Annotated in this window: 23 protein-coding genes and 1 pseudogene; all 24 read left to right on the top strand. The window is 41.7% G+C overall.

Translation table 11 applies throughout. The features are described from left to right. A pseudogene (tuf, locus tag CER18_RS07620) lies at positions 1-220 on the top strand (elongation factor Tu); the annotation flags it as partial. A 61-nt stretch (positions 221-281) separates the two neighbouring features. After that, positions 282-590: a 30S ribosomal protein S10 gene (rpsJ, locus tag CER18_RS07615; protein WP_100129424.1), complete on the top strand. Its 309-nt coding sequence runs from the start codon at positions 282-284 to the stop codon at positions 588-590. A 27-nt stretch (positions 591-617) separates the two neighbouring features. Beyond that, the gene (rplC, locus tag CER18_RS07610; protein ID WP_100129423.1) at positions 618-1,355 is read left to right on the top strand and encodes a 50S ribosomal protein L3; all 738 of its coding nucleotides are present in this window, start codon (positions 618-620) and stop codon (positions 1,353-1,355) included. Positions 1,356-1,357: 2 nt separating this feature from the next. Continuing rightward, positions 1,358-1,978 (top strand): 50S ribosomal protein L4, encoded by a 621-nt coding sequence (gene rplD, locus CER18_RS07605; protein ID WP_100129422.1) that lies wholly within the window; start codon positions 1,358-1,360, stop codon positions 1,976-1,978. Further along, complete coding sequence (locus tag CER18_RS07600) at positions 1,975-2,268, top strand: 50S ribosomal protein L23 (RefSeq protein WP_005773270.1); 294 nt, start codon at positions 1,975-1,977, stop codon at positions 2,266-2,268. The genes rplD and CER18_RS07600 overlap by 4 nt, the downstream gene beginning before the upstream one ends. A 21-nt stretch (positions 2,269-2,289) precedes the next feature. Beyond that, a complete protein-coding gene (gene rplB / locus CER18_RS07595) occupies positions 2,290-3,123 on the top strand; it encodes a 50S ribosomal protein L2 (protein WP_100129421.1) in 834 nt (277 codons plus the stop codon). Positions 3,124-3,138: 15 nt separating this feature from the next. Further along, complete coding sequence (gene rpsS, locus CER18_RS07590) at positions 3,139-3,417, top strand: 30S ribosomal protein S19 (RefSeq protein WP_004855734.1); 279 nt, start codon at positions 3,139-3,141, stop codon at positions 3,415-3,417. A 2-nt stretch (positions 3,418-3,419) separates the two neighbouring features. Further along, entirely contained in the window at positions 3,420-3,809 is a 390-nt protein-coding gene (gene rplV, locus CER18_RS07585) for a 50S ribosomal protein L22 (protein ID WP_100129420.1), read from the top strand. Next, positions 3,809-4,519, top strand: a complete 711-nt coding sequence (gene rpsC, locus CER18_RS07580; protein WP_100129419.1) for a 30S ribosomal protein S3 — start codon at positions 3,809-3,811, stop codon at positions 4,517-4,519. The genes rplV and rpsC overlap by 1 nt, the downstream gene beginning before the upstream one ends. A gap of 36 nt (positions 4,520-4,555) precedes the next feature. After that, positions 4,556-4,969 carry a 50S ribosomal protein L16 gene (rplP, locus tag CER18_RS07575; protein WP_005773276.1) on the top strand — a complete coding sequence of 138 codons (414 nt, stop codon included), beginning with the start codon at positions 4,556-4,558 and terminating at the stop codon, positions 4,967-4,969. 12 nt (positions 4,970-4,981) lie between these two features. After that, positions 4,982-5,182, top strand: coding sequence for a 50S ribosomal protein L29 (gene rpmC, locus CER18_RS07570; RefSeq protein WP_100129418.1), 201 nt, complete (start codon positions 4,982-4,984; stop codon positions 5,180-5,182). Between the two features lie 11 nt (positions 5,183-5,193). Next, complete coding sequence (gene rpsQ / locus CER18_RS07565) at positions 5,194-5,433, top strand: 30S ribosomal protein S17 (protein ID WP_012231991.1); 240 nt, start codon at positions 5,194-5,196, stop codon at positions 5,431-5,433. Between the two features lie 143 nt (positions 5,434-5,576). Then, positions 5,577-5,945 (top strand): 50S ribosomal protein L14, encoded by a 369-nt coding sequence (rplN, locus tag CER18_RS07560; protein WP_004855715.1) that lies wholly within the window; start codon positions 5,577-5,579, stop codon positions 5,943-5,945. Between the two features lie 12 nt (positions 5,946-5,957). Beyond that, complete coding sequence (gene rplX, locus CER18_RS07555) at positions 5,958-6,272, top strand: 50S ribosomal protein L24 (RefSeq protein WP_015856579.1); 315 nt, start codon at positions 5,958-5,960, stop codon at positions 6,270-6,272. After that, positions 6,265-6,822 (top strand): 50S ribosomal protein L5, encoded by a 558-nt coding sequence (gene rplE / locus CER18_RS07550; RefSeq protein ID WP_100129417.1) that lies wholly within the window; start codon positions 6,265-6,267, stop codon positions 6,820-6,822. The genes rplX and rplE overlap by 8 nt, the downstream gene beginning before the upstream one ends. Before the next feature lie 24 nt (positions 6,823-6,846). Next, positions 6,847-7,152: a 30S ribosomal protein S14 gene (rpsN, locus tag CER18_RS07545; RefSeq protein ID WP_005773283.1), complete on the top strand. Its 306-nt coding sequence runs from the start codon at positions 6,847-6,849 to the stop codon at positions 7,150-7,152. A gap of 14 nt (positions 7,153-7,166) precedes the next feature. Further along, on the top strand, positions 7,167-7,565 hold the full coding sequence (gene rpsH, locus CER18_RS07540) for a 30S ribosomal protein S8 (protein WP_100129416.1): 399 nt from the start codon (positions 7,167-7,169) through the stop codon (positions 7,563-7,565). Positions 7,566-7,604: 39 nt separating this feature from the next. Then, on the top strand, positions 7,605-8,138 hold the full coding sequence (gene rplF / locus CER18_RS07535; RefSeq protein WP_039758092.1) for a 50S ribosomal protein L6: 534 nt from the start codon (positions 7,605-7,607) through the stop codon (positions 8,136-8,138). A 12-nt stretch (positions 8,139-8,150) separates the two neighbouring features. Beyond that, complete coding sequence (gene rplR, locus CER18_RS07530) at positions 8,151-8,513, top strand: 50S ribosomal protein L18 (protein ID WP_100129415.1); 363 nt, start codon at positions 8,151-8,153, stop codon at positions 8,511-8,513. A gap of 112 nt (positions 8,514-8,625) precedes the next feature. After that, entirely contained in the window at positions 8,626-9,174 is a 549-nt protein-coding gene (rpsE, locus tag CER18_RS07525) for a 30S ribosomal protein S5 (protein ID WP_005773287.1), read from the top strand. Positions 9,175-9,205: 31 nt separating this feature from the next. Further along, complete coding sequence (gene rpmD / locus CER18_RS07520; RefSeq protein ID WP_100129414.1) at positions 9,206-9,412, top strand: 50S ribosomal protein L30; 207 nt, start codon at positions 9,206-9,208, stop codon at positions 9,410-9,412. A gap of 20 nt (positions 9,413-9,432) precedes the next feature. Next, a complete protein-coding gene (gene rplO, locus CER18_RS07515) occupies positions 9,433-9,900 on the top strand; it encodes a 50S ribosomal protein L15 (RefSeq protein ID WP_100129413.1) in 468 nt (155 codons plus the stop codon). 158 nt (positions 9,901-10,058) lie between these two features. Beyond that, positions 10,059-11,405, top strand: a complete 1,347-nt coding sequence (secY, locus tag CER18_RS07510) for a preprotein translocase subunit SecY (protein ID WP_100129412.1) — start codon at positions 10,059-10,061, stop codon at positions 11,403-11,405. Then, a complete protein-coding gene (locus CER18_RS07505; RefSeq protein ID WP_100129411.1) occupies positions 11,402-11,980 on the top strand; it encodes an adenylate kinase in 579 nt (192 codons plus the stop codon). Before secY ends, CER18_RS07505 begins: the two co-directional genes overlap by 4 nt. Positions 11,981-12,148: the final 168 nt, after the last annotated feature.

Below are 12,148 nucleotides of genomic sequence, written 5' to 3'. Positions count from 1 at the left end.
GTTTTTCACAAATTATCGTCCACAGTTTTACTTCCGTACGACGGATGTTACAGGAATTGTTACGCTTCCAGAAGGAACAGAAATGGTTATGCCAGGTGATAATGTTGCGATGGATGTGTCTCTGATTGTTCCAATAGCGATGGAAGAGAAGCTTCGTTTTGCTATTCGTGAAGGTGGTCGTACTGTTGGTGCCGGTATCGTCTCTAAAATCATTGAATAAATAATGCTTGTTAAGCGCCTTGATTATTAAAGGCGCTTTATATGACAGGGAAATAAAGAGCATGAACAGTCAAAATATTCGCATTCGCTTGAAAGCGTTTGACCATAGAATTCTGGATACGTCGACGCGTGAAATTGTGTCGACAGCTAAGCGGACTGGTGCAAATGTCCGTGGTCCCGTTCCGCTTCCGACGCGGATTGAGAAATTTACAGTCAATCGTGGACCACATATCGATAAGAAGAGCCGTGAGCAGTTTGAGATGCGTACGCATAAGCGTCTTCTTGATATTGTTGATCCAACGCCGCAAACAGTGGATGCGCTTATGAAGCTCGATCTTTCTGCTGGTGTGGATGTAGAAATTAAGCTCTGAGGTTTGAGGACAGAAGGAACAGACCCGATGCGTTCAGGTGTAATAGCACAGAAGCTGGGCATGACCCGTATTTATAATGATGCTGGAGAGCATGTGCCGGTGACAGTACTTCGTTTGGAGAATTGTCAAGTCGTTGCTCAGCGTACAGTTGAAAAGAATGGTTATACTGCTGTTCAATTAGGTGTAGGCTTTGCTAAGGTTAAGAATACTTCACAAGCTCTTCGTGGACATTTTGCTAAGGCTTCTGTTGAGCCTAAGGCTAAAATAGCAGAATTTCGCGTGAGCCCCGATAATCTTCTTGATATCGGTACTGAGATTACAGTGGAGCATTTTGTTCCAGGACAGCGCGTTGATGTGACAGGAACCAGTATTGGTAAGGGATTTGCCGGTGTTATGAAACGGCATAACTTTGGCGGGCACCGTGCCTCCCATGGTAATTCGATTACACATCGTGCTCATGGTTCTACGGGGCAGTGCCAAGATCCTGGTAAAGTTTTTAAAGGGAAAAAAATGGCTGGCCATATGGGGCAGGTGCGTGTAACAACACAAAATATTGAAGTTATTTCCACTGATATTGAGCGTGGTTTAATTTTAGTGCGTGGTGCTGTTTCTGGTTCTAAGGGTTCTTGGATTTTGGTAAGAGATGCCGTGAAGAAACCGCTTCCTGATAATGCTCCAAAGCCTGCTGGTATTCGCCGTCTTGTGAAGGAGAAAACGGAAATGATTGCTCCGGTGACGGAAACCTCTGAAGTTGAGGGAGCCTAATAATGGATCTTGTAATTAAAACTCTTGATGGTAATGAAGCTGGTAAATTAAAGGTTTCTGAGTCTATCTTTGATCTTGTTCCGCGTGAGGATATTTTACAGCGTGTTGTTCGTTGGCAACTTGCACGTCGTCAACAGGGAACCCATCAATCACAAGGGCGCTCTGATGTGTCACGTACAGGGGCGAAGATGTTTAAACAAAAGGGAACTGGGCGTGCTCGACATTCATCTGCCCGTGCACCACAATTTCGAGGTGGAGGTAAGGCACATGGGCCGGTGACTCGTAGTCATGCGCATGATCTTCCTAAAAAAGTTCGCGCTCTTGGGTTACGTCTTGCTTTATCTGCAAAATTAAAAGCAAAAGATTTAATTGTTGTGGATGAGTTGACTGTTAAGGATGCTAAAACGAAAAAGCTTGTTTCTCATTTTTCTAAGCTTGGGTTTAATAATGCTCTCTTGATTGGTGGTAAAGAGATTGATATTAACTTTTTTCGTGCAGCATCGAATATCCCGAATATTGATATTTTGCCCATTCAGGGAATTAATGTTTATGATATTTTGCGTCGCAGCAAACTTGTTTTATCAAAGGCCGCTGTTGAGGCTCTTGAGGAGCGTTTTAAATGACAGATCTTCGCCATTATGATGTAATTATTAGTCCAGTTATTACTGAAAAGTCGACTATGATTTCTGAATATAATCAAGTTGCTTTTAATGTCGCGCCGAAAGCGACGAAACCTGAAATTAAGGCTGCTGTTGAGGCGCTTTTTAGCGTAAAAGTTAAAGCAGTTAACACGATAGTCCGTAAGGGTAAGGTGAAACGTTTCAAAGGTATTGTTGGTCGGCAGAGTGATGTCAAAAAAGCGATCGTAACTCTGGCCAGTGGTCAGACTATCGACGTTTCGACAGGTCTTTAAAGAGGCTCGGAGATAGGAATAATGGCACTTAAGCAATTTAATCCAACGACACCTGGGCAGCGTCAGCTTGTCATTGTGGAACGTTCTGGTCTTTATAAGGGAAAACCCGTAAAGATGTTGACTGAAGGTTTGTCTTCAAAGGGTGGACGAAATAACCGCGGTCGTGTTACTGCTCGTTTTCAGGGTGGTGGTCATAAACGAAGTTATCGCTTTGTCGACTTTAAGCGTCTTAAGCGTGATGTTTCAGCGAAAGTTGAGCGTTTAGAGTATGATCCTAATCGCACTGCTTTTATCGCTTTAATTCGCTATGAGGATGGACAATTAAGTTATATCCTTGCACCACAGCGTCTTGGTGTTGGTGATTCTATTATCGCTGGTTTAAATGTTGATGTTAAACCAGGAAATGCTATGCCCCTTGGCAGTATGCCGGTTGGTACAATTATTCATAATGTTGAAATGAAGCCAGGAAAAGGGGGGCAGATTGCGCGTTCAGCGGGTGCTTATGCGCAGTTGGTTGGACGAGATCATGGGATGGCTATTCTTCGTTTAAATTCTGGTGAGCAGCGTTTGGTCTCTAGCGGTTGTTTTGCAACTGTTGGTGCTGTTTCGAATCCTGATCATGGGAATATTAATGACGGTAAGGCAGGTCGGTCACGATGGCGTGGTAAACGTCCACATGTTCGGGGTGTTGCTATGAACCCCGTTGATCATCCGCACGGTGGCGGTGAAGGTCGTACATCGGGGGGGCGTCATCCAGTGTCTCCTTGGGGTAAACCTACAAAAGGTAAGCGTACGCGCTCCAATAAAGCCACTGATAAGTTTATTATGCGTACGCGTCATCAGCGCAAGAAATAAGAAAGGTAGTCTGAAGTGGTTCGTTCAGTTTGGAAAGGTCCGTTTGTTGACGGCTATCTTCTTGGTAAAGCAGAGAAGGTACGTGCAAGTGGGCGCAATGAAGTTATAAAAATATGGAGTCGTCGCTCTACTATTTTACCGCAGTTTGTTGGTTTAACTTTTGGTGTTTACAACGGCAATAAGCATATTCCTGTTTCTGTTTCTGAAGAGATGGTTGGACATAAGTTTGGTGAGTTCGCTCCTACCCGGACTTATTATGGTCATGGTGCCGATAAAAAAGCGAAGAGGAAGTAGGAATGGGAAAAGCTAAGGTTCCGCGCCAGCTTAAAGATAATGAAGCAAAGGCTGTCACACGAACGATTCGTGTTAGTCCGCAGAAGCTTAATTTAGTGGCTGCAATGATTCGTGGTAAAAGAGTTAATGTAGCGCTTGCTGATTTGATGTTTTCGCGTAAACGTATTGCTGCTACTGTGAAAAAAACGCTTGAGTCAGCGATTGCAAACGCAGAAAATAACCATGATCTTGACATTGATTCGCTTATTGTTGCAGAGGCTTATGTTGGTAAGTCGATCGTGATGAAGCGTTTTCATGTTCGTGGTCGCGGGCGTGCTAGTCGAATTGAGCGTCCATTCTCACATCTTACTATTATTGTTCGTGAAGTTAGCGAAAAAGTGGAGGCCGCGTAATGGGTCAGAAGATCAATCCAATAGGACTTCGTCTTGGTGTTAATCGGACTTGGGATTCTCGTTGGTATGCTGATAGTGGTGAATATGGACGTCTTCTTCATGAAGATTTGAAAATTCGTTCTTATGTGCTTGAAGAGCTTAAGCAGGCGGCTATTTCTAAGGTTGTTATTGAGCGTCCTCATAAAAAATGTCGTGTTACGATTCATTCTGCACGTCCTGGTTTGATTATCGGTAAAAAGGGTGCTGATATCGAAAAGCTTCGTCATAAGCTTTCAGAAATGACCAATGCTGAAACTTCATTGAATATTGTGGAGATTCGTAAGCCAGAGATTGATGCTACGATTATTGCGCAATCAATTGCTCAACAGTTAGAGCGTCGTGTTGCTTTCCGTCGTGCAATGAAGCGTGCTGTTCAGTCTGCTATGCGTCTTGGTGCGGAAGGTATTCGTATCAATTGTTCTGGTCGTCTTGGTGGTGCTGAAATTGCTCGTATGGAATGGTATCGTGAAGGTCGTGTTCCACTTCATACCTTGCGTTCTGATGTCGATTACGGTACAGCAGAAGCTAAGACCGCTTACGGTATTTGTGGTATTAAAGTTTGGGTCTTTAAGGGTGAGATTCTTGAACATGATCCGATGGCTTCAGAACGTCGTGCTACGGAAGCTGATCAGTCTGGTTCTTCATCGAATCGTCGCCGCGAAAATGCTTAGTTTTTAAGATTGAACTAAAATTTGGAGTAGAGAACAATGTTGCAGCCAAAGCGCACAAAGTTCCGTAAGCAGTTCAAGGGCCGTATTCACGGTGTTGCGAAGGGTGGTACGGATTTGAATTTCGGTGCCTACGGTTTGAAGGCTGTTGAGCCGGAGCGGGTTACTGCTCGTCAAATTGAAGCGGCGCGTCGTGCGATTACACGTTATATGAAACGTTCTGGTCGTGTATGGATTCGCATTTTTCCAGATCTTCCGGTTACATCTAAACCGACTGAAGTTCGTATGGGTAAGGGTAAGGGAAGTGTTGATTATTGGGCTGCACGTGTTGCTCCTGGGCGCGTCATGTTTGAGCTTGATGGGGTTCCTGAAGATGTTGCACGTGAAGCACTAAGGTTGGGTGCTGCAAAGTTGCCTATAAAAACGCGTTTCATCCAGCGTATTGCTGAATAAAGAGGTTAAGCGATGAGAGCCAGAGAATTACGGGCGCAAACGCTCGACCAAATGAAAGATGAATTGGCTAAATTAAAGAAAGAACAATTTAATTTGCGCTTTCAAAAAGCAACAGGTCAATTGGAAAAGACTGCGCGTGTTAGACAAGTTCGTCGTGATATTGCGCGCATTAAGACTTTTCTTCGTCAAAGATTAAGTGAAAGTAAGGTTTAAGGAAATAAGAGATGCCTAAACGCGTTTTGCAGGGTGTTGTTATTAGCGACAAAAGCGATAAGACTGTCGTTGTCAAAGTTGAGCGTCGTTATTCTCATCCGCTTCTTAAGAAGACTGTTCGGCAGTCTAAAAATTATAAAGCGCATGACGAAAACAACCAATTCAAGATTGGGGATCAAGTTTCTATTCAGGAATCTAGACCAATTTCGAAAGATAAATGTTGGATTGTTGTAAAAGACAATGTAGCGTAATGAGTTAAGTTTATTGTTTTAGAATTTAACAGTGGTTTTTCGTTGATAAATTTGAAGGCGATGACTTTATCGTTATTTGGCAGGCAAATCCGAGTGTATAAAAGATACAAGCGGATATAGATGTTAAGAAAAGGTGGCCAGTCATGATTCAGATGCAAACAAACCTCGACGTTGCTGATAATTCTGGTGCTCGTCGTGTCATGTGCATCAAGGTGTTAGGTGGTTCAAAGCGTAAATATGCTTCGGTCGGTGACATTATTGTTGTTTCGGTTAAGGATGCTATTCCTCGTGGCCGTGTTAAAAAGGGTGATGTTATGAAAGCTGTTGTGGTTCGTACTGCTAAGGATATTCGTCGCGCAGATGGTAGTGTCATTCGTTTTGATAGTAATGCTGCGGTTTTAGTGGATAACAAAAAAGAGCCGATTGGTACGCGTATCTTTGGACCTGTTCCCCGTGAATTGCGTGGGAGGAATCATATGAAAATCATCTCGCTTGCTCCTGAAGTGCTGTAAGGAGTTAATATTATGCAGAAGATTCGAAAAGGTGATAAAGTTGTTGTTTTATCCGGTAAGGATAAAGGATGTAGTGGTGAAGTAATTAAGGTTAGTCCGAAAGAGAATAAGGCTTTTGTTCGTGGGATTAATATGATTAAGCGTCATCAACGTCAAACGCAGAAGCAAGAAGCTGGAATTATTTCTAAAGAAGCTCCGATTCATCTGTCTAATTTGGCGATTGCTGATCCTAAAGATGGTAAGCCTACACGCGTAGGCTTTCGTATGAATGCAGATGGTAATAAGGTACGTTTTGCCAAGCGTTCGGGAGAGTTGATTAATGGCTGAAGAAAGACAAATACCGCGTATGAAAGCGTATTATTTTGAAGTGATACGTAAAGCACTTCAAGAGAAGTTTAATTACAAAAATGCGATGCAAATACCGCGGATTGATAAAATTGTGATTAATATGGGGATAGGTGAGGCAACTGCGGATTCGAAAAAGCCTTCCCTTGCTGCTGAGGATTTAGGACTCATAACAGGTCAAAAGGCGGTTGTTACCCGTGCGCGTAATTCTATTGCGACCTTTAAGGTTCGTGAAGGAATGCCTCTTGGGGCTAAAGTGACATTGCGTAAAGATCGTATGTTTGAGTTTTTAGATCGTCTTGTTACGATTGCTCTTCCGCGGGTTCGTGACTTTCGTGGTTTAAATCCAAAGAGTTTTGATGGTCGTGGCAATTTTGCTATGGGTATTAAAGAACACATTGTGTTTCCAGAAATCAACTATGATAAAGTTGATCAAATTTGGGGCATGGATATTATCGTTTGTACGACAGCAAAAACGGATGATGAAGCGCGTGAATTATTGCGTGCTTTTAATTTTCCGTTTCGTTCGTAACGGCAAACGTAGCGAGGTGAAATTATGGCCAAAGTAAGTGCCGTTGAAAAAAATAAGCGTCGTGAGGTGATGGTGAAGCGTTATGCTGCACGTCGTGCGCGTTTGAAAGCAATTGTTATGGATCAGAAGGTTTCTCTTGAGGAACGTTTTAAAGCTTCTGTTCAATTGGCAGAATTGCCGCGTAATTCTTCGAAAGTTCGTATTCGTAATCGTTGTGAAGTTTCAGGTCGTCCGAGGGCTTATTATCGTAAGTTAAAAATGTCACGGATTGCATTGCGTGAACTTGGCTCTATTGGCCATATTCCTGGTATTGTAAAGTCTAGTTGGTAAGAGGAGATTATTTAATGTCTATGTCAGATCCTCTTGGTGATATGTTAACACGTATTCGTAATGCACTTGGTCGTAAAAAAGGCAAGGTGATTACGCCAGCTTCGAAGCTTCGTGCGCATGTTCTTGATGTTCTTCAGTCGGAAGGTTATATTCGCGGGTATAATCAAGTTGATTTGGGTGATGGGAAAGCTGAGCTTGAAATCGAATTGAAGTATTTTGAAGGGATGGCTGCTATTCGTGAGATTTCACGTGTGTCGAAGCCTGGTCGTCGTGTGTATGTTTCTGCTAAGTCACTTCCACAGGTGGCAAATGGTTTAGGTATTTCGATTTTATCGACTCCTAAAGGTGTTATGGCTGATCATGAAGCGCGTGAACAGAATGTTGGTGGAGAACTCCTTTGTCGTGTTTTCTAAGGTATGTCAAGAAAACGGAAGAAAAAGTAGGTTAGAACAATGTCTCGTATTGGAAAAAAACCCATTTCAATTCCTTCTGGGGTTACTGCTACTGTTGAAGGTCAGCTGGTTAAGGCAAAAGGTCCAAAAGGTGAACTAAGTTACGTCGTTAATGATGAAGTCTTAGTTAAATTCGAGGAGAATGTCATATCAGTTATGCCGCGGGATCAGTCAAAAGATGCGCGCTCTAAATGGGGTATGTCACGCTCAATGATTGAAAACATTTTTTGTGGTGTAAAAGATGGTTTTGAAAAAAGATTAGAGATCAATGGTGTTGGTTATCGTGCTGCTTTGCAGGGAAAAGATATTCAACTCTCTCTAGGTTTTTCGCATGATGTGGTTTATAAAGTTCCATCGGGTGTTACTGTAACTGTTCCTAAGCCCACAGAGATTGTTATTTCTGGAATTGATAAACAGCAAGTTGGACAAGTTGCAGCGGAGATTCGTGAGTATCGGAGACCTGAGCCTTATAAAGGTAAAGGTGTTAAACATGCAGATGAACGTATCTTCCGTAAAGAAGGTAAAAAGAAATAAGGATTTTGTATTATGGTTTCATCTAAGGACATTATCCAGCGTCGTGCAAGGCGTGTTCGTCGTCGAATAAAGATGGTTTCTCATGATCGTCCTCGGCTTAGCGTTTATCGTTCAAATCAGAACATCTATGCGCAAGTTATTGATGATTTACGCGGATGTACACTTGTTTCAGCTTCTACTCTTGAAAGTGATTTGAAAAAATCATTAAAAAGTGGTGCTGATAAAGAAGCCGCTTTTGCTGTTGGTAAGTTAATTGCTGAGCGTGCGAAACAAGCTGGTGTTCATGAAGTGGTGTTTGATCGTGGAGCCTATGTATACCATGGTCGAGTCAAAGCATTGGCTGAAGCTGCTCGTGAGGGTGGTTTGAACTTTTAAAGTTTCTTAACTTATGGGTGAGTGAGGATACTTTAGAGTATTTCGTTTAAGTTCTTCTGATTTGATGAGGAACTTTGTTATCGTGCTTCCGGAAAAGAAAAAGGAATGAGGAATGGCACAAAAAGAACGTGGAGAAAGAGAAGAACGCGATAATGAGTTTGTGGACAGGCTCGTTCATATTAATCGTGTTGCTAAAGTTGTAAAGGGTGGGCGGCGTTTTGGTTTTGCTGCTCTTGTTGTTGTTGGAGATCAAAAAGGGCGTGTGGGTTTTGGACATGGTAAAGCCCGTGAAGTTCCAGAAGCTGTTCGTAAAGCAACGGAATCTGCAAAGCGTGGGATGATTTATGTTCCACTTCGGTCTGGACGTACACTGCATCATGATCTTGAAGGTCGTCACGGAGCTGGGCGTGTTTTGCTCCGTTCAGCGTCTGCTGGTACGGGTATTATTGCCGGTGGACCGATGCGCGCTATTTTTGAAGCTCTTGGTATGCAGGATGTTGTTGCAAAATCACTAGGATCATCAAATCCTTATAACATGGTTCGTGCGACATTTGATGCATTGAAACATCAAATGCATCCGAGAGATATTGCTGCTCAGCGTGGTATAAAATATTCGACTTTGCAGGCGCGTCGTCGCCATTTAGTCGACGTAGAAGGGTAGTTTCTGAGATTGTCAGAAAAGGAATTAGGAAATGGTTCAGAAAAAATCTCAGAGTGGTAAAACTGTGACGGTAGAGCAAATTGGAAGTCCTATTCGAAACTCACAGATTCAACGTGCAACCTTAAAGGGGCTTGGACTTAATAAAATGCATCGGCGACGCGTTTTAGAAGATACACTGTGTGTACGGGGTATGATTGCTCGGGTTCGGCATCTTGTTCGCGTTATAGATGAAGATTAAGGGTTGCAGGAGTATTAGATATGAAACTCAATGAACTACGTGATTGTGAAGGCGCAACAAAAAATCGTAAGCGTGTTGGGCGTGGTATTGGTTCGGGGACTGGTAAGACTGGTGGCCGTGGTGTGAAAGGGCAAAAATCCCGTTCTGGTGTTTCTCTTAATGGTTTTGAAGGTGGGCAAATGCCTATCTATCGTCGTTTACCAAAACGTGGATTTAAAAATTTCTTTTCTAAAACCTACAATGAAGTTTCACTGGGACGTATTCAGTTGGCTGTTGATGCTGGTAAGTTGAATATTGAAAAGCCTGTTGATATGATTTCTTTGAAAGAGGCAGGTATTATTCGTCGCGAGAAGGATGGGGTTCGTCTTCTTTCTGATGGAGATTTGAAAGCTAAGATTATCTTTCGTGTTTCTGGTGCTTCACAGGCTGCTCGTGTTAAGGTTGAAAAAGCGGGTGGTCAGGTTATTTTTCCCGAAGTTGCTGGATAATTTTTTGATATCAATCGTGTTTTAGAGAAGAGGTACATCTATTCTTTTGAATATTTTGTGAAGAATCGTTTAAGTTCTGCAATTATTTGTGTATAAAGATATAAATTTTAGGATACTTCTGTGATTTAAAGAACTGGAGTGTGAAGTGGAGACGTTTTATGGCATCAGCAGCAGAGCAATTTGCTTCCAATATAAACTTCGGTACCTTTTCGCGTGCAACTGAATTAAAGAAACGTATCTGGTTTACTCTGGCTGCGCTTCTTGTTTATCGTTTCGGCACTTATATTTCTCTTCCGGGTATTAATATTGATGCTTTACGGCAAACATTTGAACATCATGCATCAGGTGTTCTAGGACTCTTTAATATGTTTGCTGGAGGCGCTGTTGGGCGTATGGCAATTTTTGCCTTGGGTATTATGCCTTATATATCGGCATCTATTATTGTACAATTGCTCACGTCCGTTATTCCTTCTTTGGAGACTCTAAAAAAAGAAGGGGAAGTAGGTCGTAAGGTTATTAATCAATATACACGTTATGTAACAGTTATATTGGCTATTCTGCAGGCTTTTGGTATTGCGGTTGCGCTTGAAAGCGGTATAGGGACAGGGCTTCAAATTGTTGTAGAACCGGGTCTCATGTTTCGTATCTCTTCTGTTATTACACTTGTTGGCGGGACAATGTTTCTCATGTGGCTTGGTGAGCAAATTACTTCACGTGGTGTTGGTAATGGGGTTTCTTTGATCATTTTTACAGGGATTGTAGCCAATCTTCCTTCTACTTTTGCTCAGCTTTTGACTGCACATAGTCAGGCTGATTTATCAACTTTCCTTTTAGTAGCAATTGTTCTTATTGCTGTTTTGGTTATTGGACTTATTGTTTTTATAGAACGTGCGCAACGGCGAATTCTTATTCAGTACCCAAAACGTCAAGTTGGTAATCAAATATTTCAAGGTGATATGTCGCATCTTCCTTTAAAATTGAATACTGCTGGTGTTATTCCGCCTATTTTTGCTTCATCTTTATTGTTATTACCCGCCACTATTAATAATTTTTCTGATAAAATGCCCCAATGGATGCAAACCGTTTCTTATTCTCTTGGTCATGGGCAGCCGCTTTATATGATCATTTATGCATTTTTAATGGCGTTTTTTTGCTTTTTTTATACGGCTATTGTGTTTAATCCAAGTGATACTGCAGATCAGTTGAAAAAACATTCTGGTTTTATTCCAGGAATTCGTCCAGGTGAGCGTACAGCGGAATATATTGATTATGTTTTGACGCGTATTACTGTTGTGGGTGCACTTTATATTATCTTGGTTTGTTTACTTCCTGAATTTATGATATCCGCATTCCAAGTTCCTTTTTATCTTGGGGGGACGTCTTTGTTGATTGTTGTGACTGTTACTCTTGATACGGTTGCTCAAATTCAAGGGCATCTTGTTGCGCACCAATATGAAGGATTGATAAAAAAATCAAAACTTCGTGGAGGTCGAAGAAATCGATGAGGATTGTTCTTTTAGGTCCTCCCGGAGCGGGAAAAGGGACGCAAGCTAAAATGTTAACTGAGGAATATAATATTCCTCATTTATCAACAGGGGATATGTTGCGCGAGGTTATTGCTAAAGAAACGGAAATTGGTAAAAAAGCTAAAGCTATTATAAGTTCTGGTGCTTTGGTTCCTGATAGTATTGTTAATCAAATCGTATCAGATCGGATTGATGAAGCGGATTGTGTAAACGGTTTTATTTTGGATGGATATCCAAGGACTGTAGGACAGGCAGAAGCGTTACAACAGATACTTGAGTCAAAAAATATGCAGCTTGATGCTGTTATTGAGTTGTCTGTTGATGAAGACGCTTTGATGGAACGTATGAAAAAGCGTGTTCAGGAGACGGTGGCGGCTGGTGGACAGGTTCGTTTAGATGATAACCCTGTTGCTTTTGCAAAAAGATTAGTAGAATATCGTGAAAAAACATCTCCTTTATCAAAGTTTTATTCAGAGAGAGGAATGTTAAGGGTCATTGATGGAATGATTGGTATTGCTGAAGTGACGCGTATGATTAAAGGTTTTCTTTCATAAGATTTTTTTGAGAGATAAATGAAAAGAGTTGACTTTTGAGATAAAATCTATCACAAACAACTTTGTTTTATTTCGGTTGAATAGGCGGATTCGGAAGAGTTTTGTTCTGAGTCTATTTTTTTCTATAAGGTACATCAGGTATTTTATAATAATTTGTCAACATAACTA

Source organism: Bartonella tribocorum (assembly GCF_002777915.1).
Taxonomy (GTDB): domain Bacteria; phylum Pseudomonadota; class Alphaproteobacteria; order Rhizobiales; family Rhizobiaceae; genus Bartonella; species Bartonella tribocorum_A.
Note: the sequence above shows the minus strand (reverse complement) of the source record. Positions and strands in the feature narration are given on the sequence as shown.

Coding starts and splice junctions, on each gene's coding strand:
- rpsJ (WP_100129424.1), top strand. CDS start 282: ATGAACAGTCAAAATATTCGCATTCGCTTGAAAGCGTTTGACCATAGA.
- rplC (WP_100129423.1), top strand. CDS start 618: ATGCGTTCAGGTGTAATAGCACAGAAGCTGGGCATGACCCGTATTTAT.
- rplD (WP_100129422.1), top strand. CDS start 1,358: ATGGATCTTGTAATTAAAACTCTTGATGGTAATGAAGCTGGTAAATTA.
- CER18_RS07600 (WP_005773270.1), top strand. CDS start 1,975: ATGACAGATCTTCGCCATTATGATGTAATTATTAGTCCAGTTATTACT.
- rplB (WP_100129421.1), top strand. CDS start 2,290: ATGGCACTTAAGCAATTTAATCCAACGACACCTGGGCAGCGTCAGCTT.
- rplV (WP_100129420.1), top strand. CDS start 3,420: ATGGGAAAAGCTAAGGTTCCGCGCCAGCTTAAAGATAATGAAGCAAAG.
- rpsC (WP_100129419.1), top strand. CDS start 3,809: ATGGGTCAGAAGATCAATCCAATAGGACTTCGTCTTGGTGTTAATCGG.
- rplP (WP_005773276.1), top strand. CDS start 4,556: ATGTTGCAGCCAAAGCGCACAAAGTTCCGTAAGCAGTTCAAGGGCCGT.
- rpmC (WP_100129418.1), top strand. CDS start 4,982: ATGAGAGCCAGAGAATTACGGGCGCAAACGCTCGACCAAATGAAAGAT.
- rpsQ (WP_012231991.1), top strand. CDS start 5,194: ATGCCTAAACGCGTTTTGCAGGGTGTTGTTATTAGCGACAAAAGCGAT.
- rplN (WP_004855715.1), top strand. CDS start 5,577: ATGATTCAGATGCAAACAAACCTCGACGTTGCTGATAATTCTGGTGCT.
- rplX (WP_015856579.1), top strand. CDS start 5,958: ATGCAGAAGATTCGAAAAGGTGATAAAGTTGTTGTTTTATCCGGTAAG.
- rplE (WP_100129417.1), top strand. CDS start 6,265: ATGGCTGAAGAAAGACAAATACCGCGTATGAAAGCGTATTATTTTGAA.
- rpsN (WP_005773283.1), top strand. CDS start 6,847: ATGGCCAAAGTAAGTGCCGTTGAAAAAAATAAGCGTCGTGAGGTGATG.
- rpsH (WP_100129416.1), top strand. CDS start 7,167: ATGTCTATGTCAGATCCTCTTGGTGATATGTTAACACGTATTCGTAAT.
- rplF (WP_039758092.1), top strand. CDS start 7,605: ATGTCTCGTATTGGAAAAAAACCCATTTCAATTCCTTCTGGGGTTACT.
- rplR (WP_100129415.1), top strand. CDS start 8,151: ATGGTTTCATCTAAGGACATTATCCAGCGTCGTGCAAGGCGTGTTCGT.
- rpsE (WP_005773287.1), top strand. CDS start 8,626: ATGGCACAAAAAGAACGTGGAGAAAGAGAAGAACGCGATAATGAGTTT.
- rpmD (WP_100129414.1), top strand. CDS start 9,206: ATGGTTCAGAAAAAATCTCAGAGTGGTAAAACTGTGACGGTAGAGCAA.
- rplO (WP_100129413.1), top strand. CDS start 9,433: ATGAAACTCAATGAACTACGTGATTGTGAAGGCGCAACAAAAAATCGT.
- secY (WP_100129412.1), top strand. CDS start 10,059: ATGGCATCAGCAGCAGAGCAATTTGCTTCCAATATAAACTTCGGTACC.
- CER18_RS07505 (WP_100129411.1), top strand. CDS start 11,402: ATGAGGATTGTTCTTTTAGGTCCTCCCGGAGCGGGAAAAGGGACGCAA.